The sequence below is a fragment of the Exiguobacterium sp. s95 genome, assembly GCF_018618655.1.
GTDB lineage: Bacteria > Bacillota > Bacilli > Exiguobacteriales > Exiguobacteriaceae > Exiguobacterium_A > Exiguobacterium_A oxidotolerans.
In genome coordinates this window covers 1-22,448 of sequence record NZ_JACSMM010000003.1, presented here as the reverse complement: position 1 = coordinate 22,448, position 22,448 = coordinate 1, and the positions used below count along the sequence as shown (strand labels likewise).

Here is a 22,448-nt window from a genome sequence, read left to right as displayed (position 1 = left end):
CATCGTATATTTACAGGTGAAATGGAGCTCACTAGATGCAAAAGTTATCAATTCGTTTTGATGTGTTACTTGCAATGCTAATTGCCCTACTCTTTTTTACAATGACCTTATGTTTAACCTTTTTTATTAGTGACCGTGCAACAGATCGCCTAAAAGAAGAAGTCGGAATGACGTTGTCTGCGACTGCCTACCAGTTGTCTGATAAACTCGACCATTACATGTGGTCACGGGCAGCAGAAGTTAATCTACTTGCTACGCTTCCGACGCTTAAAAATTCAGCAGACCTCCCTGTCACGCGAACGACGTTAGAACAACTTCAGCAACAAATTCCTGATTTCTCTTGGATTGGTCTACTCGATGCGAACGGTACAGTGCGTGCTTCGACGGATCAAATCTTAGAAGGGCAATCGATTCAATCACGCCCCGTCTTCCAAGAAGCGACAGAACGCCCATTCATTGGTGATGTCCATGATGCCGTCTTGCTTGCAAAACTGCTTCCCAATCCGAGTAATGAACCTTTACAGTTCGTTGATATCAGCACCCCTTTATTCACTGATGGTCGATTGACTGGCGTCCTTGCAGCGCACCTGAGCTTCGCCTGGGCAAAAGAAATCGAACAAAGCTTTAAGAGTTCAACCAAACAAATCGAGGGTTTAGAATTTTTCATCGTCAGCGAAAATCAACGGACTGTTTTACTCGGACCGAATGAGTGGCGCGGTAAAGCGCTCCCACAGAATCTCGTCGAACCCGTCGAGTCCGGTTATCATGTATCGGAATGGTCTGATGGAAATGTCTATTTGACCGGCTCGACTAAAAGCCAAGGCTACAAAAACTACGATGGTCTCGGCTGGACGATTCTTGTCCGTCAACCAAGTGAAATCGCTTTTAACGACGCCATCCTATTGAAGAAATTTATTTTTTTCGCTGGACTGATTGCTTCCATCGTTACTGCCGTCATCGGTTGGTTCATCGCGCAACTCATTACGAAACCACTCAAGAAAATTACATTGGCTGCTGAGCAGATGCAACACGATCATTCAATCTCAATCCCGTCCCATAAAGGAATTCGAGAAATCACCGTTCTATCGGTTGCCTTACGTCAACTGATTGCTCAGCTGTCTGATACAGAACAGCAACGAACGACGTATGAGACGTTAGCGCTCATCGATCCGCTGACCGGTTTACCGAACCGAAACGGACTGTCGAACTACTTACATGAGATTTCTTTAAATGAAACGCCCGAAATCTATCTTTATATTGATTTAGATGGCTTCAAAGCAATCAATGATCGATTTGGACATCAGACAGGTGACGTATTATTAAAAGAAGTAGCTGAACGTTTGAGCCAGATGAGACGCCCGAACAGTATGATCGCACGACTTGGCGGAGATGAATTTTTAATCGTTTTGAACGATGTCGTATCCTTTGATTTACTCGATCAGTACGGAACAGAAATCATAGCGTATCTTTCAGATTCCTATGTCATCGATCAATCCACACTTCAGATTGGGGTAAGTATCGGAATTGCGACGCGACGATTAAACGAATCGGTTGAACAAGTCATCCACCGTGCTGATATTGCACTATATGATTCTAAAAAACTTGGTAAAGGTCGATTGACGTTCCATCGCTAACATTAGACATTGACAAGAGGGAACGCTCTCCGTAATGTAAGCAAATAGAAGAAAAAATATAAATAAATGCATAAGGAGCTGTCAGCATGAATCAGTGGACACGCGAGGCACGCTATCGCCCCCTCTCAGATATCGCACCGGAAGTTTATCAAACAATGAAGGAAGAAGTAAGAAATTCTCCTTGGCGGTTTTCTTACCATATCCAACCTCCAACCGGTCTCCTAAACGATCCGAACGGTTTTGTATATCACGACGGAACGTATCATTTATTTTATCAGTGGTTCCCACTTGGACCTGTTCATGGTCTAAAGTATTGGTACCACATGACATCAAAAGATTTAGTCCATTGGTTTGACGAAGGCGCGGCACTTATTCCGAACGATGATGCAGATTCCCATGGTGCATACTCAGGTAGCGGCTTCATTAAGGATGATGCTGTCCATATTATGTATACAGGAAACAAACGCGATGCAGATTGGGTACGGCATCCAAGTCAAATCGTTGGTCATTTGCGTTCGGATGGTCGCATCGACAAACACTTACCTCCTGCGATTCCGAACGTTCCTGCAGGTTATACAGAACATTTTCGCGACCCGAAAGTCTTCCAGGAAGCGTCTGGTACATGGTATTGCATCATCGGAGCTCAGCGCGACGATTTAACGGGATGCACCGTCCTCTATCAGTCGGAAGATACTGAAACATGGACGTTCCTCGGAGAGTTGAAGACACAATACCCTGACTTTGGCTACATGTGGGAATGTCCTGATTACTTCGAGCTCGACGATAAAGGTATTTTATTATTCAGCCCACAAGGCATTGAGCCGGACGGGGACGCTTATCAAAACATTTTCCAATCCGGATACATGATTGGGGAAAAACTAGCTTTGCCTGAGTTAACGTATCAACACCATGCCTTCTCAGAACTCGATTTCGGGTTTGATTTTTATGCCCCCCAAACGACGCAAGCAGCAGATGGACGCCGGATTTTAGTCGGATGGATGGGCTTACCAGACATTTCATACCCGAGCGACATGTATAACTGGGCTCATGCATTAACACTTCCACGTGAACTGACGTTGCAGGAAGGACGTTTGAAACAATTGCCTGTCCGTGAACTCGATCTTCTTAGAAAACGTACAATTTACGCGCAATCTACTGAAATTAATCATGCGATGGTGATGGCCCAAGCAGAGACATTTGAACTCGATCTATCAAACTTAGCACTTCAAACAACGCAGTTCGAGATACATGTTCGAGCCGCTGACCAGGAAGCAACCGTCCTAACTTATGATGCGATGACACAACGCTTTACGCTTGATCGTAGTCGTTCTGGCGCTGAAGTTCCTGCTGTCGATTACGGTACGACACGTACTGTTCAATTAGAACAACCGTTACATCAACTACGGCTATTCGTTGATCGCTCATCAATCGAAATCTTTTTGAATGACGGTGAAGCTGTCGCTTCCACTCGCATTTTCCCGAAATCAACGAGTCAGGATATTACGTTAATCGGTGATTTGACAGCAGATATTGCGATCTACGAATTGTAAATATAAAAAGCACAGCACTTTTAGACCGAGAGTCCGAAACACGTGATTTGCTCTAAAAAAAATTAAAGAAGGGATTGCCATCTAAAATCGATGCGCAATCCCTTCTTTAATTTCGTCCTGTTCAAAATCATCCGATTGTATCTCAAGCCTTTTCGATGGTACTCAACGCTCTAATTGCGTTTCTTTTTGCAAGCTAAAAGCGAGTATGTGTTGTTCGCCGATTGGTCCCATGACTGATTGGAGCGTATCTACATAACCGGTTTTAAAATATAACGATTTAGCCGCGATATTTTTTTTATTGACAGCTAATGTAATGGCAGTTACTTGTGGAAAGTGTTGCTGAACGAATTTTGGTAGCTGCAACATCGCTTCTTTGGCATACCCTTGTTTTTGATGTTTAGCATCAATCGAAAATGCACGTAAGAGAACACTTTGTTCTTCTGTCCGATGCGTTTTCGGGGGGTTTAAGTGCAAGATGAAAAAGCCGACGACTTCCAAGTCTTTTTTGATGACGACAGGAAACTTATCTGGATTTTCTAACGCTTCCGTTACGACACGAGTCGGGAAAGTCGTAAATTGAACTTGTTCTTCCGGAAGTATAAAGGCATCGCATTGCTCATAGTGTTCATCCGTATACATAAATAATCTGATTTGAGACATGGTTTTTTTCATCCTTCCGTCTATTTCAAAAAGAGCTACTTTAGCTCACTAGACTTACATCAATTCCCATTTTACACTGATTTTAAGTTTTATCCTATACATAACTCACCGAAAAACGAAGTCACTTCTCATTTTTTCTCATATCATACTTTCTGTTTCGTTCTAATATTATTCCACTTCTTTTACTTCCTTAATCAATTATGATGTCGGAAATGCTAAACTAGGGAAAGAAAATCGAGTTTACAGATGTTAGAGGTGAAGATTGACATGTCCGATGATTTCTTTAAAAAAATGGAGCTTGAAACTGGTACGAAGTTGAACCCCGTTCAACGTGCTGCGATTGAGCATGATGAAGGTCCGCTTCTGTTACTTGCTTCCCCCGGGTCTGGTAAGACAACTACCTTAAACTTTAAAATTGCTTATTTAATCTTAGAAAAGAAAGTAAATCCACGAGCGATTCTAGGTTTGACGTTTAGTAAAGCAGCAGCCCATGAAATGGCGGAACGGTTTCACGGTTGGTTTCATCATCTTATTGGGACGACTGCGTCCTTTTCCACCATCCATAGTTTCGCTTTTCAGGTCGTGCGAGATTATGCGTCATTGAATCAGTTACAATATACGATCATCGAAGGTGCTTTGGAAAAGACAGCGAATCAGCCGATGCATAAACGAATGGTATTACGTCGTATTTTCCAGGAAATAAACCGTAGCGTCATCACAGAAGATCAAATGGACGAGTTGTTACGGATGATTTCTTTTGTCAAAAACCGCCTCCTCGTCGAAAAAGATATTCGTACATTAAAAACAACGATTAAAAACTTCACAGAAATCTATCTTGCATATGAACAATTTAAACTGCGCGATCCCTCACATCCTTTGATGGATTTTGATGACATGTTGACGTATGCCAATACGATTCTTGCTGACGATGCTTCTTTGTTAGCTAACTATCAACGACGTTTCGAATATATATTGACGGATGAAAGTCAGGATACCTCTCTCGTCCAGCATCAACTCGTTGAAAAATTGGCTCTTCCGCATAACAATCTCTGTGTTGTCGCTGATGATGACCAAACTTTATATAGCTGGCGTGGTGCCGATGTTTCGAAGATTATCCACTTCAAGGACACGTACCCGGATGCAACGGTTTTGTATATGGAACAAAATTATCGTTCGTCAAAAGAAATCGTCGAAACGGCGAATCAATTCATTCAACGGAATAAAGTACGACATCCAAAAAAAATGTTCACAGAAAATCCATCCATCCGTCCGATTACGATTGAACAGCTTGCTTCTTATGAAGATCAAACGCGATATGTCATCAATCAGTTGCGGCAGGAAACGAACTTTGAGGAAGTCGCGATTCTTTACCGGAACAATGCATCGTCAATCAATGTCATGAATGCACTCGATTTAGCAAATGTTCCATTTTACATTAAAGATGTCGATCATAAATTCTTCAGTCACTGGGTCCTAAAAGATATTTTACATTTTATCGAATTCGCCCAGGATCCTTCCGACATCGATGTATTGGCACAAATTCATACGAAGTTTGCCGGCTATATTTCTAAAGTCCAGTTGCAACGCCTCTATGAATTACGTAATGGTGAACATGCGTTTGACTTGTTACTTCAACATGTCGAGATGAAGTTTTACCAAAAGAAACAATTAAAAACGATGAAAACTGTTTTCGCTTCGATTCAAACTGCCCGTCCGGCTGCTGCTCTTGCTTTGATTCGTAATGAACTCGGATACGAAAAAAACTTACGTAAGATGAGTGACAGTCTTGGATTCAGTATCGATTATTTACTTGAGATGTTGAACACGATTGAAAATGTCGCCAGTGACTTACCGACCGCTCTCGCATTCAAGGAGCGTATTGTTCACTTAGAGCAACTGATGCGTGATGCCAAGTCCAATAAACATCAAAACGCAGTCACGCTTTCCACGTTCCATAGTGCAAAAGGACTCGAATTTAATCGTGTCTTCATGATTGATTTAATCAATGGCGTTTTACCATCATCAGATAATATCAAATCCTATAAAGATGGTCAGCTCGAAGAAATGGAAGAGGCTGCTCGGTTGTTCTATGTCGGCATGACACGAGCACGTCATGAACTCCATTTGATTTCGTATCGCTACAAATCAAAAGTCGTCGAAGAATCGATTTTTGTTGGCAACGTGCGACAAATCCTGAATCCAGATGCCGCTAAACGACAGAAACAGCAAGCACAAGTTCGACCGAGTATGCGTCCTCCCGTAGAACTATTACCAATCGAGGAAAAGATGCGGATTGCCCATAAATCATTTGGCGAAGGGACTGTTCTTCATTTAACAGGAGACGTTCTCGATGTTCAATTTGATCAAGGTGTCGAAAAACAATTTTCCCTTCAAGTTTGTTCAGAGAATCAACTCATTTCCATTTTATAAGAAAAACCCGCTGCATTTTCTACTGCTACGACGAGTAGAAAAGCTGACGGGTTTTTTCTTGATTTAATTTTCTACTTAAATACGATCATCGTTTCGACTGACGAGTGCATCTCGAATTTCTGTAAGCAGTCTTTCTTCCGTCGTCGGTTCCGGGACTTCTTCCGTAACTTCTTCTTTACTCCGAAAACGATTGATAGCTTTGACGAATAAAAACAACGCAAAGGCAATTAAGATGAATTCAATCGTTGCTTGAAGAAACTGTCCATACAATAATTCTGCACTCCCGACGGACACTGATAATCCTTTTACATTTACTCCACCAACTACGATGCCAATCAACGGCATGAAGATACTGTTGACGAGTGCCTTGATGATACTACTAAATGCTGCCCCTAAGATGACACCAATCGCTAAATCAACGACATTTCCGCGAAAGGCAAACTCTTTAAACGCTTTAAACATATTACCCTCCCGTTAAGACCATGTTCCGGCTGCAAGTTGACTGATTGCATGACCGACACCATGTTCATCGTTTGTTTTTGTGACGTGAGAGGCAATCGCTTTTGCATCTTCATGTCCATTTCCCATCGCAATCGCAACACCTGCGACTTTGAACATTGGAACGTCGTTTAAGTTGTCACCGATGACTGCGACCTCATCGATTGATACACCTAAGTGCTTCGCTAACGTTTTGACAGCTGTTCCTTTATCGGCACCGACTGCCATGACTTCGATGTTATCGTGACCAGACGACGTCACATAAATACCGTCAACTTTTTCTTCGACTTCTTTCCAAATCTTATTCATTAAGTCTTGATCGAACGAGAATGAGATGAATTTAAAGACTTGTCCCGCCTGATTCCGGATGAAGGAACGGAACCCATCAATCATTTTTACATCTTCATTGACGTAATAGCGTTTATAGAAAAAGTCGAGAACTTCTTTCGCACGGTCACTTTCACGACTCATATCTTTTAATGAGTCATACGCTGCATCGATTGTTGCGCCTTGCGCTGTTACGAGACCTTGATCACAGAACATCTCGAAAAACACTTCATATTGGCTGATGATACTATAAATTTGTTGCGCTTGTTCAGCCGTCAACGTCGTTGCGCTCAGTTGTTCACCATCGCGCGTCATGACACGTGCACCGTTCGATGCAATGATTGGACAAACGATTCCTGCTTGATCCGTTAATTCCTTCGCATTTAAGTAGTTCCGCCCTGTTGCAATCGCAAAATCGACGCCTTGTTCCTTTGCCGCCTTAATCGCATCAATCGTTTCCTGTTCGATTTTTTGATTACTCGATAAAACCGTACCATCCATGTCGGAAATCAATAACTTGATTGCTTTTGCCACTTCTTCCACTCTCCTTTATCTTTTTCAATCCCACTATACCATTTCTCTTTTTCTTTGCCTTCTCAAACCTGTTTCGAACGAATCGTGATCAAAGTCATACCTTTACTTTTTCTTCCTTACAAAATCGGAGACAACAATCTAGAAATGCTCTCTTTAAATTTAATCAGCCTCGACCGTTCTGCATATATTTCAGCAGTTAACAACTTTGATACATCACAATCAGCGAGAAATAATTGTTCTAACTCGAGCGCAGTCGCTCGGTCATATACAATCGAGTTCATTTCAAAGTTCAATCGAAAACTCCGGGCATCAATGTTCGTCGTTCCGACTGAAGCAATCTCTCCATCGACGACAATTGTCTTTGCATGAAGAAACCCTGGTTCGTACGTATAGATTTTCGCTCCATAGGCAATCAGTTCTCCCGCTGCGGCTGTCGTCGCCCAGTAAACGAATGGGTGATCCGGTTTATTCGGAATCATGATTCGAACATCGACACCAGACAATAGCGCCATCTTACACGCATCCATGTAACTGGCATCTGGTATGAAATAAGGCGACTGAATCATTACTGATTTCTTAGCAAGTGAAATCATTTTAATCAATACATTTTTTAAATGTTCTGTCTCAGAATTTGGTCCTGATGTGACAATTTGCATGGGTAACGGCTGATTGATTTCGTGAGATCCATAATAAAAGAGCGTTTTATCCGTGTAGATGTCATTCGCTTGATTCCAATCCAAAATAAATCGATCTAATTGATCGTGAACGACCTCACCTTCTAGCCGAAAATGTGTATCACGCCAATAGCCGAATTTCTCATCAATTCCAAAATACTCCGTTCCGACATTAAAGCCTCCGATGTAACCAATCTGCCCATCGACGATACAAGACTTACGATGATTCCGGTTGTTCATTCGAAAATTAATGACTCCAAACGTCGGTGGGAAAAACGCAAACACTTCTCCACCATGATGAAGTAAGTCTTTAAAATCTTGTCGTTTCAAATCACGAGAGCCTACTGCATCATACAATAAACGGACTTTGATTCCTTGACGCGCCATCTTCGTCAATGCGTCAATCAATGCTAAGCCAAGGGAATCTTTTTGGATGATGTAATACTGGATATTGATTTCATGTTTGGCATTCATGATGTCTGTCATCATTCGATTAAATTTTTGTTCACCATCTGATAGAATCGTCACTTCATTTTTCAGGCTGAGTAATGACCCGTTTGATTTCAGATTCATTTGAATCAATTGATTGTATCGTTCGATCAACGGATATGTCCGTCGAAGGTCACCCAAATGGTTCAATTCTGCAATCTGTAGCTCGACACGTCGTGACTGTTCCAACCGCTCCTCTTCTTTAACATGATAAAAATCCTTTTTCTTGAGTAGGCGTCCAAAAAATAAATAAATTAAAAATCCAACGATCGGAATGAAATAGAGGACGAGCATCCAGGCCCATGTCGCACCAATATCACGCCGTTCCAAGAAGATGACCGTCAACACTGCAAGTAAATTCATGATTCCCAGTCCAAACAGTAAGACAACTGTAAACGTGCTAAGTACATCCATCATATCCATCCCTCCTCTCCCTTCTATTCCCCAGCATCCATTCTTTAGTCCCTTTGCCGTTCATTAAAAAACATGCCTGAAATTCAGTAGTAACTGAATTTCAGGCATGTTAGTTTAAGCGTTCGACTGTTCGTGTCCGTGCTGTATAGCGATTTCTTCAACCATCGTTTTCGCACTGGCAACACAATCCGGTAAACCGACGCCATCATAAGCCAATCCCGCTAAATACACACCAGGATACTTACTCATGACTTCGTCACGGACAATTTGAATCCGTCCTGCATGACCAACCGTATAAGCTGGTAAACCATCAACTAACCGGCTGATGATGACTTGTCTCGGTGCAAGCGTTTGACCACAAATTTGTTCCAAATCTTTTAATACTGTTTCCTTGATGACATCATCCGTCTCGTGAACGAGCGCATCATTACCTGGCCGACCGACAAAAGCGCGTAAAACCGTATGATTTGGTGCAGAATGACTCCACTTTTGATCGATCGCCGTACATGCCGTAATCGAATACGGGGCACGTCGATTGACGACAAAACCTGTACCTTCAATGGGTAATGTCGCTTGCTCATCGAAAATCAGCGTAACCGTCGCCGTTGAATGGGTCTTCAACTGCTCAAGTTCCCGTAAATCGGCATCCGGAAGTAAACTGACGACTTGAGGATGAGGAATCGTCAAGAGTACATAATCGGCATACTCAGGACCATGATCTGTTTTTAAGCGATACCGTTCATTTTCACGCGCAACTTCGAGTAAAGGCGTTTCTAGACGAATTTCAGTCCGTTCAAGCACTTCTTCTAAACGTTCGACTAGCGATTCAAGTCCCGTTGAAAGTGACAGGAACTGTCCTGTCGCTGGTTTCGTTTGTCCTTGAACTTGAGCAGTCGGACGCATCAAACGCATCCCTTCGAATAACGATCCCGCTTTTTGTTCATTCGCAACGAACTGCGGATATGTCGCGAACGTACTCATTTGATCAATGTTCCCGGCATAAATTCCCGACAATAACGGTTCGATCAACTTCTCGACCAGCGCATCCCCGAGGCGAGGACGCAAGTAACTACCGAGCGGAATATCTTCTTCAGGAATCGTCAATTGATCAGAAGGATGAAGCAACAATCGTGCAACCTCCGCTTTTTCCGAATCTGTCAGCAACGTCGTCTCTGAAAATAAGTTTAAATCGGTCGGGATCCCCATCACAGACCCTTTCGGAATCGGATGGAGACCACCTGGATCTAAAATGAATGCTTGCGACGTGTTGTTTCGAACCAACTTATCGCCTAATCCAACCGCTTCAATTAAATCGGTCAAGATGTGTTTTCGTGCGACGTAAGAATCCGGACCACGCTCAATCATGAAGCCGTCTTCTCGATAGGTCGCGACTTTACCACCAAGTCGCTCACCTGCTTCTAGGACGGTGATATTTAAATCAGGAAATAAACGTTCTGCGAAATAGGCAGCGGCAAGACCAGTAATACCCCCGCCGACGATAACGAGACGTTTACTTGACATAGCTACCAACTTGTTTTGCGACGGCTTCCGTGACTGCCTCCATGAAAGCCGGCTCCGCGTTTGGCATACCTGGTCGAGCATAGTGGATACCGAGTTCGTCACATACGACTTTACACTCGTAATCATTATCAAACAAAACTTCTAAATGGTCAGCGACGAATCCGACTGGTACGTATACGAATGCTTCATACCCTTCTGTTTCATAAACATCACGCGTTAAATCTTGAACGTCTGGCCCGAGCCAAGGTTCAGGTGTTTGTCCTGCCGATTGCCATCCTGTAATCATATGTTTGACACCAGCACGTTTTGCAATCAACTCTGCCGTTTCTTTCAATTGATCCGGATACGGGTCACCGTTTGCAATGATTTTCTCAGGAAGACTATGCGCTGACACGACGAGGACCGCTTTTTCTTCTGTTACAGGCAGTGCATCGAATGTTTGACGAATCGCTTGTCCCCACCAGTTGATGAATGCTTCTTCTTGGTACCATGATTCGACAGAAGCAAGCTGAATTCCGTGTTTGTCCGCGACTTCTTTTGCTCGTCCATTGTATGAACGAATGCTGAATGTCGAATAGTGTGGTGCTAAAACAACCGTCACTGCTTCCGTGATGCCGTCTTTTGCCATTTGCTCGACCGCATCTTCGACGAACGGTTCGATGTGCTTGAGACCTAGATAGAGTTTGAACTCAATTTCGCCCGCATATTTTGCAGACAACTGACGATGTAATTCTTCCGCCTGGTCAATCGTGACTTGTGCAAGTGGCGAGACACCGCCGATTGCTTCATAACGCTCCGTCAGTTCAGCGAGTGCTTCAGGTGACGGTTTACGCCCACGACGGATGTGCGTGTAATATCGTTCGATATCTTCCGGTTTATACGGTGTTCCGTATGCCATTACGAGTAATCCAAGTGTTTTCATTTTGCTACCTCCATTTTTTCTTTCGAATAATCATGGATAAATGCAGTCAAGCGTTTTAAGACTTCTGGGTCGACTTCCGGGAAGATTCCATGTCCTAAATTAAAGATGAATCCAGGACGTTTCATTCCCATGTCAAGAATCTCTGTTGCTTTCGCTTCTAAGATTTCCCATGGTGCAAGTAAATAAGAGGGATCAAGGTTTCCTTGCAACGTTTTTGTCAACCCGCGTTCGCGTGCTTCGTCGATCGACAGACGCCAATCAAGTCCAACGACGTCGAGCGGTAAATCATGCCACTCTTCTGCTAAGTGACTTGCACCGACACCAAACATAATCATCGGAACGCCCGTTTCTTTTAATTCCGTGAAAATCCGCTCCATTGTCGGTTTGATGTAGAGAACATAATCTTTCTGACTTGTCGTTCCGACCCATGAATCAAAAATCTGAAACGCTTGAATCCCAGCATCAACTTGAGCTTTAATGTAGTCAATCACCATGTCTCCGAGTTTCTCCATTAATGCATGCCATACATCCGGATGTCCATACATCAATGCTTTCGTTTTATGGTAGCCTTTTGAAGGTCCACCTTCAATCATATAGCTGGCAAGTGTAAACGGTGCGCCTGAAAACCCAATCAATGGTACTTCTAATCGTTCCCGTAATAACTTGATGGTCTCGAAGATATATGGAATATCTTCTTTTTTAAACGGTTGTAGCGCCTGTACATCTTCCATCGTTTGAATCGGATTCGCGATGACCGGACCGATGCCACTTTTAATTTCAACATCAACACCCATAGATGGTAATGGCGTCATGATGTCTTTGTACAGAATCGCTGCGTCAACACCAAGTTGTTTAACCGGCAATTCAGTGACGTATGCACATAGTTCTGGATCATGTGTGATCTCGAACAGCGTACGCGTCTTTTTAATTTCACGATATTCCGCTTGATAACGACCTGCTTGTCGCATGTACCAGACAGGTACGTGGCCCACTTGTTCGCCACGGACCGCCCGTAAAAACGTATCATTGAAGTTTTTCATCATAACTACCCCTTTATACTCTTACTAACGCCCCAAAATAACGTACGATAAGTTTGTGAACACAGAAACATTATATCTGAAATGAAGAAGTCTGTGCCAATAAATCGGTTACAAAATTACAGTTCCTTATCCAGTTCATTAAATGTTCACCGTTTCTTGTAAAGACCAAACGCAGCATTCAATTGTCCCCGAATTAAATCAGTTCGTTGCTGCTCCGTTACTTTCCGCTCTTTTTCACGGATTTCATGCGTCCGCCAACCATCTTCGATTTTTTCTGCAACTTCAACTAGTCGTTCAATATCTGTAAATGAATATTTTCGTGTTTTCCCGTTCGTACGCTCCGGGAAAATAAGTTTCCGCTCCTCATAGTAACGAATCTGACGTTCCGATAACCCTGTCAATTCACAGACAATCCCGATCGACATCACTTTCTTTTCACGGTAACTCATCTTCGTCACTCCTTTTGATAAAAATACCATGTCAGATTTTCTGACACAAGTCGTTCCTTAAAAACAATTTCCGTTTAAAGTAAACACATACTTTAAATTGATAAAGGAGGAACGACGATGAATCTTGAAGAAATGATCATTTCAGTTGATACGTTTTATGTCTTATTCGCTACGCTACTCGTCTTTACGATGCAAATCGGTTTCCTATTACTTGAAACGGGAATGTTACGCGCCAAAAATGCAGGGCACGTCGCCGTCAAACAGCTCATTAGTTTTTCCGTCGCCGCGTTAGCTTTTTGGGCGATTGGGTTTGGACTGACGTTCGGAGACGGACCTGGTCTAATCGGAACGGAAGGATTCTTCTTACAAGGAGGGTTCTCAAGTCTCGACTGGTCAAATGTTACAATCGATGTTAAGTTCCTCTTCCAACTCTCATTCGTCGCTGTTTCCTTAGCGATTGCCTGGGGCGGGTTTGCTGAACGAGCTAAACTATCTGTTTATCTGCTGTTCGGAACATTCTTTGTCGCCATCATTTATCCAATCATCGCTCGCTCCGTTTGGGCAGGTGGTTTCCTCGGTTCACTCGGTATGCAAGACTTCGCCGGTTCGACCGTCGTCCACTTACAAGGTGGAATCGCCGCTCTCGTCGCCGCGTTAATTTTGAAAAAGCGGATTGGCGCTGAAAAAACGCCGCTCCTTGGTCACAACGTCATCTATTCTGTCGTCGGCGCCTTCATTCTTTGGTTATGCTGGTTCGGCTTCAACGCTGGATCGACATTGACGATTGCCGACGGGTTCTTCAGTTATGTCGCCTTGACGACGTTACTTGCGACAGCTGCCGGCGCACTCGGCGCACTCGCTATTTCTTTCTGGCATCGTCGTGTGGCAGACATTCCTTCGATTATCAACGGCGTACTTGCAGCACTCGTCGCGATTACTGCAGCCTGTGCATTCGTTGAACCGTGGGGTGCCGTCGTCATCGGTTTCCTCGCAGGTATCATCACGTACGGAACAAGCATTTTACTCGCGCGCCGTGTCGATGATCCATTATGTGCCTTCTCTGTTCACGGTGTCGCCGGGATTTGGGGCACACTTGCTACCGGGTTCTTCGCCTCACCACGCCTCGTTGAAATCACAGGGATTGGACAAGCTGGATTATTCTACGGGGGTGGCTTTAGTCAACTCGGTGTCCAAGCACTCGGTGTTGTCTTCGCTGTCATCGTCGTCAGTGTCTTAAGTTATGCTTTCCTCAAACTCCTCGATGTAACGATCGGCCTTCGGATCACGCGAGAAGATGAACTCCGCGGACTTGATGTCGCTGAACACGGACAAGCTTCATATGACCTCCCCGCTCCAATCAGTAAAGAACTAAAAGCAACGTATGATGCTGAAACTTCTGAAAAAGTGAATTAACATCTCGTTTTCTTAAACAAGAAACTAACCCCCGATTTCTCGTACCTACTTAGGAACGAGAAATCGGGGGTTAGTCTGTCATACATTACATTACATTTCATTTTCTGAGATACATTTCACTAACGGCAATGGCGATGATTGCCCCAACCAAGACGATAGGTTGTCCGTTCATTAACATAGCGATTAATGCTAATGCGATAATCTGAAGGATTGACGCGACCCGGATGACTTTTTTACGAGAGCTATTCGCATCTCCAAAAGGCAACAAGCGCGTTAAGAGGTGTGAGTCAATCGCTCGTGTGAACGGTGCCAATTGGAAACTTGTCAAACCACTGAAGGCAGGAATTGCAAACGTGACAAGCCATGGATTATCTTTTCCGAGCCAAATGAAGACTGCTCCAATCAATGTGAGCCGAATAATCAATCCAATTCCGTCTGTGCTACGAATGAGTTGCTTCATGTAAAGGTAGTCGAACGTTTGTTTTTTATCAAATTGAATTTTTTCGACGAGTTGGCTTAAGATACGGCGTTGTTTATACGTCTTCGATAAGCGTGGAACATCAACGAACCAGTTCGCAATCCGGTAGAAACGATCACGCGACTCCTGCTCGATTGCAATCCATTCCATCAGCGGTAACTGCTGATATTTTTTTAAGTGCAGCGTGACGAGCAGTAAGCTCGTAATCACTATACTGAAAAGCGGCATATCAATCATCACTAAAATCCCTGCGCCCACTGCATACAGAACGACAAGCCGGTGCGGAATCGCTTCTAGTTTCGATAGGTTCGCGCTCGCACCAATCATCGCGAGAGCGAAAAATAATACGATCATCTCAAGCGGACTCGTTGATTCCGTTCTTACATAAAGGACAGCGATTGCTAAAAACGGAATGACAACTCGAACCATTCCTAAAAAAGCATTGTACAGTCGGACCCGCTTCATATAAGAACGAAGTTGCGGCAAGTTCGGCAATAAAAATACTTGGTCAGCCTCGACTAAGAACGTTCGTGCCGTCCGATAAAAGGCGATGATAATGAATAAACCGCCCATCAGCAGATTTCCAGGAAAGTCGCCATTGATTTGATTCAGAAACCGCCCATAGACGACGAGAGCATACAAGATGACGAAGTAGACCGTAAATAACAATCCACCGTTCGCCATGTACTTCATGTACTTGGTCATTTCCGACATCGCAGCTTGATAGCGTTCTCGCCATAAGGTAGCACTCGTCATCCTTCTGCCTCCTCGATGGCAGCTACATAAATGTCATCAAGCGAACTACCCGTTAAATCAAAACGTTTCCGCAATTCCTCGGTCGTCCCCTCTGCTGCGATATGTCCATCGTGAAGGAGAATAAATCGATTACAATGCCGCTCCGCAGTCTCTAAAATATGTGTGGACATTAAAATACCTTTTCCATCGGTTTTTAATTCACTAAAAATATGCAACAATTCCCGGATCGCTAGTGGATCGAGACCAACAAACGGTTCGTCGACAATCAATAACTCACTGCCTGTGATTAAAGCACAGAGAATCATCGCCTTTTGTTTCATTCCTTTAGAAAATACACTTGGAAACCATTCCAGCTGTTTCGTCATCCGCAATCGCTCTGTGTAATGTTCGATTCGTTCTTGTGCTGTTTTCTCATCGACATCATACCCTTGCGCCATTAAGCGAAGGTGCTCTCGAAGAGTCAACTGTTCGTATAACATCGGCTGTTCCGGGATGTATGCCACTTGTTTCCGGTACGTTTGTTCATCAGCTGACAGACTGACACCGTTAATCAAGATTTCACCTGACTTAATAGGTAACAATCCTAATATGTGCTTAATCGTCGTCGATTTCCCGGCACCATTCAATCCAATCAGTCCAACTAACTCCCCTTGCTTTACTGCTATATCAATATGATGCAACACTGTTTTCGATCCATATCCACCTGAAAGATCTTTAATTTCTAATAACAAATCTAGCCACTCCTCTCATTAACTATCCTAGACAATTCATCCTTGTTTTTCTACTGTTGATGATTTTTTTTAAAAGAAAAGGTTTCAATACATCTTATTACGGCAATTACTCTAAGTGTAATCGTTACATCAATATATGAAAAACGATTTACAAAAATTGAAAGTGTATGTCACATCAAACGTTTTATAGAGAAGTAACTGGTCTAATCGTCTAGCTATCTTATCTACTTGTATTGTTTTACTTCTCATCAAAAATTACGTTTATGAGTCATTCATTTTCAAAGTGTTTATAACAACCTGAAAACAGGTAAATCTAAGTATGAAAAGGAGTGTTTCAAATGGGATTCTTATGGGCTTTAATCGTTGGTGGACTAATCGGTTGGGTAGCAAGTTTAATCATCGGGAAAGACGTTCCTGGTGGCATCATCGGTAACATCATTGCTGGTTTCATCGGCGCAATCATCGGACAGTCAATCTTCGGTTCAATGGGACCTGATCTTGCCGGGTTCGCAATCATTCCTGCAATCTTAGGTGCAATCATCTTAATCTTCATCGTGTCATTGATTCTTCGTGCCATTCGCAAGTAATCATTATCATCGAATAACAATTTAAATTAGAGGAGTGTTTTTAAATGGGATTTTTATGGGCTTTAATCGTCGGCGGTTTAATTGGTTGGGTAGCGAGCTTGATTATCGGGAAAGACGTACCGGGCGGCATCATCGGTAACATCATCGCAGGTTTCATCGGTTCAATGATCGGACAAGCTATCTTCGGTGACATGGGACCTGACATCGGCGGTTTCGCGGTAATTCCTGCAATCATTGGTGCAATTATCTTAATCTTCATCGTGTCACTCGTTCTTCGTTCAGTAAATAAAAAGTAAGTAGCAGTAACCACTAAAACTAGTAATTCAAAGGAGTGTTTTTTAATGGGATTTTTATGGGCTTTAATCGTTGGCGGTTTGATTGGTTGGGTAGCGAGCTTGATCATCGGGAAAGACGTTCCTGGTGGCATCATCGGTAACATCGTCGCAGGTTTCATCGGTTCAATGATCGGACAAGCCATCTTCGGGGACATGGGACCTGACATCGGCGGATTCGCAGTTATTCCTGCAATCATCGGTGCAATCATCTTAATCTTCATCGTATCGTTGATTCTTCGTTCAGTAAACAAAAAATAAGTAACAGTAACTACAACTACTAATTCAGAGGAGTGTATTTTAATGGGATTCTTATGGGCTTTAATCGTCGGCGGTTTAATTGGTTGGGTAGCGAGTTTAATTATAGGGAAAGACGTTCCTGGCGGCATCATCGGTAACATCGTCGCTGGTTTCATCGGTTCAATGATCGGACAAGCAATTTTCGGAGACATGGGACCTGACATCGGCGGTTTCGCAGTCATTCCTGCAATCATCGGTGCAATCATCTTAATCTTCATCGTATCACTCGTTCTTCGTTCAGTTCGTAAACGGTAATAAAAACTAATTACTTGAGACCTTATTCAAACTAAAAAAGGAGTGTTTTAAATGGGATTCTTATGGGCTTTAATCGTTGGTGGTATCATTGGTTGGTTGGCAAGTCTTATTCTTGGTAAAGACGTTCCCGGTGGTATCATCGGTAACATCATCGCAGGTTTCGTCGGGGCCATGATCGGTCAAGCTCTCTTCGGTAGTTGGGGACCTGATCTTGGAGGATTCGCCGTCATTCCAGCATTACTCGGAGCAATCATCTTGATTCTAATCGTTTCGTTCATTCTTCGTGCAGTGAACAAAAAATAATAAATGAAAGCACCGGTAACAGACTCGAAGTTCTCAAAGTCGTTACCGGTGCTTCTTTTGTACCATCAGCGTAATTCTAACCACATTTTATCCGAACGCTCGATCACTCTTTTTTCTGAGCGCAAGTTAAGCCAACCTAGTATATCTTCAAAGAAGCTCGTCGGGTACTCCCAGACGGTCCCGATCGATTCATTACTTTTCGATTCCGGTTTACCGGCGACTGCTTCAAGCTCAGACGGCGTCTTATTTAAATCAATCATGATGCTTTTTACATCATTGTTTGCATACGTCACTTCAAAACCGTCGTACACTGCACGATTTGCTACATTTGATGCTGGAGGCGATACTGGAGGACCAAATTCTTTTTCGAACGACGTACGGTCGCCTCCTAGATAAGTCGTCATCGTATCGATCGACTTGCCTGTTCGTGCCTCGACTTCAGTTTCTAACAATTTTTCGATGTCTAATCCATACTGCTCCGTGACGTCTGGTTTGATTTGCTTCGCTAACTTAAACGTTACTTCCGTTGTTTTTTCGTCTCCCAGTTGAACGGTTTGACGGTCTCGTCCTGTCTTACCATTGGCTTCGACACTTGCAAGTACATCGTACTCACCCGGAAAACGTTTGATTTTCAACGGCTCATCCTCCTGGACGCCTACTTCTTCATCATCTATGAAGACAGTCGTCTCTGGTACATCACTCGTTACTTGAAGTAGCTGTTTATTTAGATGAAGCACATATTCGTCATACCAAAAGCGCCCTGCTGTTTTTTTTAGCTCGAACAAATCTTGTTCATTTTTCTCTGCTGTAGGTTCAGGGTAATTTTGCTGATCGGCTTTAATCTCCGCCGCTGCTCGGCTGAGACGTCCGTCCTCTGCCTGAAACCATTTCATCAAACGAGTTGCTTCCGCAATCGATACAACCTGATCGTCTTCATAGACGAGTTTTTGGAACGCAGCCCGGTCCTGATCGTTCACGGCTTTCACAAAAACAGCTTCTGTACGCTCTCGCTCAGCAGCCGGCTTGATTTGGCTTACGTACCCCCAGACTCCCCCTGCAACTAAGAGGAGAACGATTCCGATGATGAGCAAACGCTGATTTCGTTTTTTCCTTTGTTCATGTAACGTCATACGAGACGGCATCGTGAGTTCCCTACTTTCTTTAATCTTGTGTATCTAAGTGTAAAAACGTTTGATTACGTTGTCAATCACACTTAAGATGGAGATAATTCTATTTTTAAAAAAGGAGTAATCCCTATGCAAAAAGATAACTGTATTTTCTGCAAAATTGCTAAGCACGAAGTACCTAGCCATAAAGTGTTTGAAAATGATGAGGTTCTTGCATTCCTCGATCTTTCTCAAGTTACAAAAGGTCATACATTAATCATTCCAAAACAACATGCAGATCACGTATACGATTTATCGGTCGAAGATGCTCAATCAGTCTTTGCCGTAGTTCCGGAAATTAGTCGTGCCTTACAAAAGGAAACACAAGCTGCTGGCATCAACATTCTATCGAACACGGGCAAGGTCGCTGGACAGTCCGTATCACACTTTCATATTCATTTAATCCCACGGCATGATAAACATGATGGTTTTGGCGCAAAATGGGAAGTTCATAATGAAGACTACACGGCTGAAGAGCTTGCCATTTTAGCAAATTCAATCTCGACTCACCTGTAAAAAGACCTTCGAATGCATTATTCCATACACCCTTTTTTAGAAATATTGTCAAAATAGGTTTCCAATATCGGATTTTCGGTAAAATAATATGAAACAAATATTTTAATATTAAAGAAGGAGGTAAACTATGTCGAAGCGTCCCCAACGTAACTGGGTCGCTTTTGGTGCTACGCTGTCGCTTGTGACTTTTTACGGTTTGAAGGCGCTTCGCCAAGGTACTAAAAGTGACTCTTCGAATGGTAAACAACGTCGAAATTCTTATTCTACAATCGTAACGAACGTGCAGGATTTAACACAGGAGGGCAAGAACTTAATAGAGACAGCTAAAATTTCCGGTACAACCTTCAAAGATGAAGTTACGAAAGATGTCTCTGTGTATCAAGCCGAGATTCAAGAATCCATTTCGCGTATCCAAGAATTAGCTGATGAGGCGAAACAAGATGCGGATCACCTCTCTCCTCAAAAGTAAGGTCCATTGCTTCGATTTGTTTTTTGTATAGTTTGCATTTTGCGTTTTTTAGCCATCGTCACCTTTCGAAAGGATGAGTCAGATATGGAACATGAAAAATTATATCCTGGACAAGAAGCACTGTTATACAGTCATAAAATTGTCCAGCTGAGCAAAGCACTATGGAAAACGGTAGAAAAAGATTGGCAAAATTGGATTAAGCCCTTTGATTTAAACATCAATGAGCATCATATCCTCTGGATTTCACATGCTTTAGGTGGTGCTTCGATTTCTGAGATCGCGAAGTACGGTGTCATGCACGTTTCAACGGCGTTTAACTTCTCTAAAAAATTAGAAGACCGTGGTCTGTTGACATTCTCTAAGAAAGAGACGGATAAACGAAATACCTACGTTCAACTCACACCGGCTGGCGAAACGCTTTTACTTGAGACCATCCAAGCGTTCCGTCCGGAAGAGAACGGTGTCTTCCGTGCCTCACTCCCGCTTCAAGAATTATACGGGAAGTTTCCTGAGCTGACGGACATCTCTGCAATCGTTCGTCGTTTATACGGGGACAGCTTCATGGATATCTTCGCTGAAACGTCGAAAATGATTACAGAAGAAGCTGATCGTCGCCCGCAAGACCCTGTCATCGATTCAATCAAAAAGGCATAACTCGATGCTTTTAAAAATCAGGCGTTCTAGCCTCTTCCTAGAACGCTTTTTGTCTGTTTTGTGGAGTGACGGTCACATTACTAGTCTGTGTCAAAGACAGAATTCCCATCACAATTTCCCATAAAAATAGTCGACGCTGTTGATGATGAATGTGATAGCATAGAAAAGAGCAAACATCTTTTGAAAAGGTGTGCAGCTGTCAACCTAGCCAGGATATGATATGATAGAACGGTTGAAATAAATGGTAAATTAGGGGTGTATGTATGAAGAAGAAATTTTTAAGTGCAGCAGCAGTCGCAAGTGTTTTCACACTAGCAGCGTGTGGGTCAAATGATGAAGCCGTCATCAACTATAAAGGTGGCGAAGTGAACAAGGCTGATGTCCAGGAAGAGGCCTATGAAAAAGCGGGTGCGCAAATCGCTTTCCAACAAACAATGAACGAGCTTCTTGAAAAAGAATATGGCAAAAAAGTAACGGATAAAGAAGTAGAGGCAGAAGTCAAAAAAACAAAAGACCAATTCCCGGATGAAGAGCAATTCAACTCTACATTGGAAACAGCCGGTATTAAAAGTGAAAAAGAATTCGAAAAAGTTCTTCGCACACAAATGCTCCTAACAGAAGCGAAATCTGCGAAATCTAAAGTAACAGATAAAGAAATTGAAGAACGTTTCAATCAAGAAAAAGTTGAAGTAAAAGCAAGCCACATTCTTGTCGAAAAAGAATCAGAAGCAAAAGCAATCAAAAAAGAGTTAGATGACGGTGGAGACTTCGCAAAAATCGCTAAGGAGAAATCGACAGATACAGGTAGCGCTACGAAAGGTGGAGACCTCGGTTACTTCACAAAAGGTAAAATGGTCGAGGAATTCGAAACGTATGCCTTCAAAGATGGCGTTGAAGGTAAAATCTCTGATCCAATCAAAACACAATTCGGTTACCACATCATCAAGGTAACGGATCGTAAAGAACAAAAGGACTTTACACTTGAAAAAGAAGAAGACCGGATCAAAAAAGAACTTGCTGAAGAAAAAGCAGCACAAGTCAATCCGAACGATATCTACCGTGCATTGATGAAAGAGTACGATGTCAAAGTCGAAAATAAAGACTTTAAAGACGCATTTGATCTCGATAAACAAGAACAAGAACAAATGCAGCAACAAATGATGCAACAACAGCAGTAATCAAAAAACGCCGATGATTCCGTTTTCTATTGAACTGCGCCCTATAGTTTGGACAATTTAATAAAAGCACCTTTATTGTTTTAAGCTGCTATGAGATGGCTTCGGTATTGTGCCGGAGTCATCTTTTGTAGTTTCCATTGTCTTCGTTCGCTATTGTAATAGTCAATG

25 protein-coding genes are annotated in these 22,448 nt (G+C 42.9%); 13 read left to right on the top strand and 12 right to left on the bottom strand.

Going from position 1 to position 22,448, the window contains the following annotated elements:
• Positions 1-35: 35 nt before the first annotated feature.
• Together KNP99_RS07390 and KNP99_RS07385 are read left to right on the top strand one after the other, a co-directional pair.
• The gene (locus KNP99_RS07390; RefSeq protein WP_214845800.1) at positions 36-1,634 is read left to right on the top strand and encodes a sensor domain-containing diguanylate cyclase; all 1,599 of its coding nucleotides are present in this window, start codon (positions 36-38) and stop codon (positions 1,632-1,634) included.
• Between the two features lie 86 nt (positions 1,635-1,720).
• Complete coding sequence (locus tag KNP99_RS07385) at positions 1,721-3,184, top strand: glycoside hydrolase family 32 protein (RefSeq protein ID WP_088836470.1); 1,464 nt, start codon at positions 1,721-1,723, stop codon at positions 3,182-3,184.
• Positions 3,185-3,346: 162 nt separating this feature from the next.
• On the opposite strand, the gene KNP99_RS07380 is transcribed toward KNP99_RS07385, so the two are convergent.
• Positions 3,347-3,844, bottom strand: coding sequence for a GNAT family N-acetyltransferase (locus tag KNP99_RS07380; protein ID WP_088836469.1), 498 nt, complete (start codon positions 3,842-3,844; stop codon positions 3,347-3,349).
• 267 nt (positions 3,845-4,111) lie between these two features.
• Here KNP99_RS07380 and KNP99_RS07375 point away from each other — a divergent pair, with 267 nt between their 5' ends.
• Complete coding sequence (locus KNP99_RS07375) at positions 4,112-6,274, top strand: ATP-dependent helicase (protein ID WP_214765520.1); 2,163 nt, start codon at positions 4,112-4,114, stop codon at positions 6,272-6,274.
• A gap of 75 nt (positions 6,275-6,349) precedes the next feature.
• Here the strand turns inward: KNP99_RS07375 and mscL are convergent, their stop codons facing one another.
• The 7 genes from mscL to KNP99_RS07340 form a co-directional block, all read right to left on the bottom strand.
• Complete coding sequence (gene mscL / locus KNP99_RS07370; RefSeq protein ID WP_029332829.1) at positions 6,350-6,736, bottom strand: large-conductance mechanosensitive channel protein MscL; 387 nt, start codon at positions 6,734-6,736, stop codon at positions 6,350-6,352.
• 12 nt (positions 6,737-6,748) lie between these two features.
• Complete coding sequence (locus KNP99_RS07365) at positions 6,749-7,633, bottom strand: Cof-type HAD-IIB family hydrolase (protein ID WP_214765523.1); 885 nt, start codon at positions 7,631-7,633, stop codon at positions 6,749-6,751.
• 116 nt (positions 7,634-7,749) lie between these two features.
• Entirely contained in the window at positions 7,750-9,213 is a 1,464-nt protein-coding gene (gene cls, locus KNP99_RS07360; RefSeq protein WP_214765526.1) for a cardiolipin synthase, read from the bottom strand.
• 111 nt (positions 9,214-9,324) lie between these two features.
• Positions 9,325-10,731: a protoporphyrinogen oxidase gene (gene hemG, locus KNP99_RS07355; RefSeq protein ID WP_214765529.1), complete on the bottom strand. Its 1,407-nt coding sequence runs from the start codon at positions 10,729-10,731 to the stop codon at positions 9,325-9,327.
• Positions 10,721-11,653 (bottom strand): ferrochelatase, encoded by a 933-nt coding sequence (gene hemH, locus KNP99_RS07350; RefSeq protein WP_088836465.1) that lies wholly within the window; start codon positions 11,651-11,653, stop codon positions 10,721-10,723. Before hemH ends, hemG begins: the two co-directional genes overlap by 11 nt.
• Positions 11,650-12,696, bottom strand: a complete 1,047-nt coding sequence (gene hemE / locus KNP99_RS07345) for a uroporphyrinogen decarboxylase (RefSeq protein WP_088836464.1) — start codon at positions 12,694-12,696, stop codon at positions 11,650-11,652. Before hemE ends, hemH begins: the two co-directional genes overlap by 4 nt.
• A gap of 143 nt (positions 12,697-12,839) precedes the next feature.
• Positions 12,840-13,142, bottom strand: a complete 303-nt coding sequence (locus KNP99_RS07340) for a MerR family transcriptional regulator (protein WP_088836463.1) — start codon at positions 13,140-13,142, stop codon at positions 12,840-12,842.
• A gap of 117 nt (positions 13,143-13,259) precedes the next feature.
• Between KNP99_RS07340 and KNP99_RS07335 the strand changes: the two genes are divergently transcribed.
• Positions 13,260-14,555: an ammonium transporter gene (locus KNP99_RS07335; RefSeq protein WP_214765535.1), complete on the top strand. Its 1,296-nt coding sequence runs from the start codon at positions 13,260-13,262 to the stop codon at positions 14,553-14,555.
• Positions 14,556-14,652: 97 nt separating this feature from the next.
• On the opposite strand, the gene KNP99_RS07330 is transcribed toward KNP99_RS07335, so the two are convergent.
• Entirely contained in the window at positions 14,653-15,789 is a 1,137-nt protein-coding gene (locus tag KNP99_RS07330) for an ABC transporter permease (RefSeq protein WP_214845798.1), read from the bottom strand.
• Positions 15,786-16,520: an ABC transporter ATP-binding protein gene (locus KNP99_RS07325; RefSeq protein WP_214810684.1), complete on the bottom strand. Its 735-nt coding sequence runs from the start codon at positions 16,518-16,520 to the stop codon at positions 15,786-15,788. Before KNP99_RS07325 ends, KNP99_RS07330 begins: the two co-directional genes overlap by 4 nt.
• A gap of 338 nt (positions 16,521-16,858) precedes the next feature.
• Here KNP99_RS07325 and KNP99_RS07320 point away from each other — a divergent pair, with 338 nt between their 5' ends.
• The 5 genes from KNP99_RS07320 to KNP99_RS07300 are packed head-to-tail and all read left to right on the top strand — an operon-like array spanning position 16,859 to position 18,297.
• On the top strand, positions 16,859-17,107 hold the full coding sequence (locus tag KNP99_RS07320) for a GlsB/YeaQ/YmgE family stress response membrane protein (RefSeq protein WP_088836460.1): 249 nt from the start codon (positions 16,859-16,861) through the stop codon (positions 17,105-17,107).
• Between the two features lie 44 nt (positions 17,108-17,151).
• The gene (locus KNP99_RS07315) at positions 17,152-17,403 is read left to right on the top strand and encodes a GlsB/YeaQ/YmgE family stress response membrane protein (RefSeq protein WP_159172722.1); all 252 of its coding nucleotides are present in this window, start codon (positions 17,152-17,154) and stop codon (positions 17,401-17,403) included.
• Positions 17,404-17,448: 45 nt separating this feature from the next.
• Entirely contained in the window at positions 17,449-17,700 is a 252-nt protein-coding gene (locus tag KNP99_RS07310) for a GlsB/YeaQ/YmgE family stress response membrane protein (protein ID WP_088836458.1), read from the top strand.
• A gap of 42 nt (positions 17,701-17,742) precedes the next feature.
• Complete coding sequence (locus tag KNP99_RS07305) at positions 17,743-17,994, top strand: GlsB/YeaQ/YmgE family stress response membrane protein (protein ID WP_159172723.1); 252 nt, start codon at positions 17,743-17,745, stop codon at positions 17,992-17,994.
• 51 nt (positions 17,995-18,045) lie between these two features.
• Positions 18,046-18,297 carry a GlsB/YeaQ/YmgE family stress response membrane protein gene (locus tag KNP99_RS07300; RefSeq protein ID WP_088836456.1) on the top strand — a complete coding sequence of 84 codons (252 nt, stop codon included), beginning with the start codon at positions 18,046-18,048 and terminating at the stop codon, positions 18,295-18,297.
• 65 nt (positions 18,298-18,362) lie between these two features.
• On the opposite strand, the gene KNP99_RS07295 is transcribed toward KNP99_RS07300, so the two are convergent.
• Positions 18,363-19,439, bottom strand: a complete 1,077-nt coding sequence (locus KNP99_RS07295) for a TcaA second domain-containing protein (RefSeq protein WP_214810682.1) — start codon at positions 19,437-19,439, stop codon at positions 18,363-18,365.
• 114 nt (positions 19,440-19,553) lie between these two features.
• Between KNP99_RS07295 and KNP99_RS07290 the strand changes: the two genes are divergently transcribed.
• From KNP99_RS07290 to KNP99_RS07275, 4 genes are all read left to right on the top strand, one after another.
• Positions 19,554-19,979, top strand: a complete 426-nt coding sequence (locus KNP99_RS07290; protein WP_214765547.1) for an HIT family protein — start codon at positions 19,554-19,556, stop codon at positions 19,977-19,979.
• Between the two features lie 127 nt (positions 19,980-20,106).
• Positions 20,107-20,448: a hypothetical protein gene (locus tag KNP99_RS07285; RefSeq protein WP_029332814.1), complete on the top strand. Its 342-nt coding sequence runs from the start codon at positions 20,107-20,109 to the stop codon at positions 20,446-20,448.
• An 84-nt stretch (positions 20,449-20,532) separates the two neighbouring features.
• Positions 20,533-21,102, top strand: a complete 570-nt coding sequence (locus KNP99_RS07280; protein ID WP_029332813.1) for an HTH-type transcriptional regulator Hpr — start codon at positions 20,533-20,535, stop codon at positions 21,100-21,102.
• A gap of 263 nt (positions 21,103-21,365) precedes the next feature.
• Positions 21,366-22,280: a peptidylprolyl isomerase gene (locus tag KNP99_RS07275; protein WP_214765550.1), complete on the top strand. Its 915-nt coding sequence runs from the start codon at positions 21,366-21,368 to the stop codon at positions 22,278-22,280.
• 80 nt (positions 22,281-22,360) lie between these two features.
• On the opposite strand, the gene KNP99_RS07270 is transcribed toward KNP99_RS07275, so the two are convergent.
• Positions 22,361-22,447 carry an IS3 family transposase gene (locus tag KNP99_RS07270; RefSeq protein WP_353048409.1) on the bottom strand — a complete coding sequence of 29 codons (87 nt, stop codon included), beginning with the start codon at positions 22,445-22,447 and terminating at the stop codon, positions 22,361-22,363.
• Position 22,448: the final 1 nt, after the last annotated feature.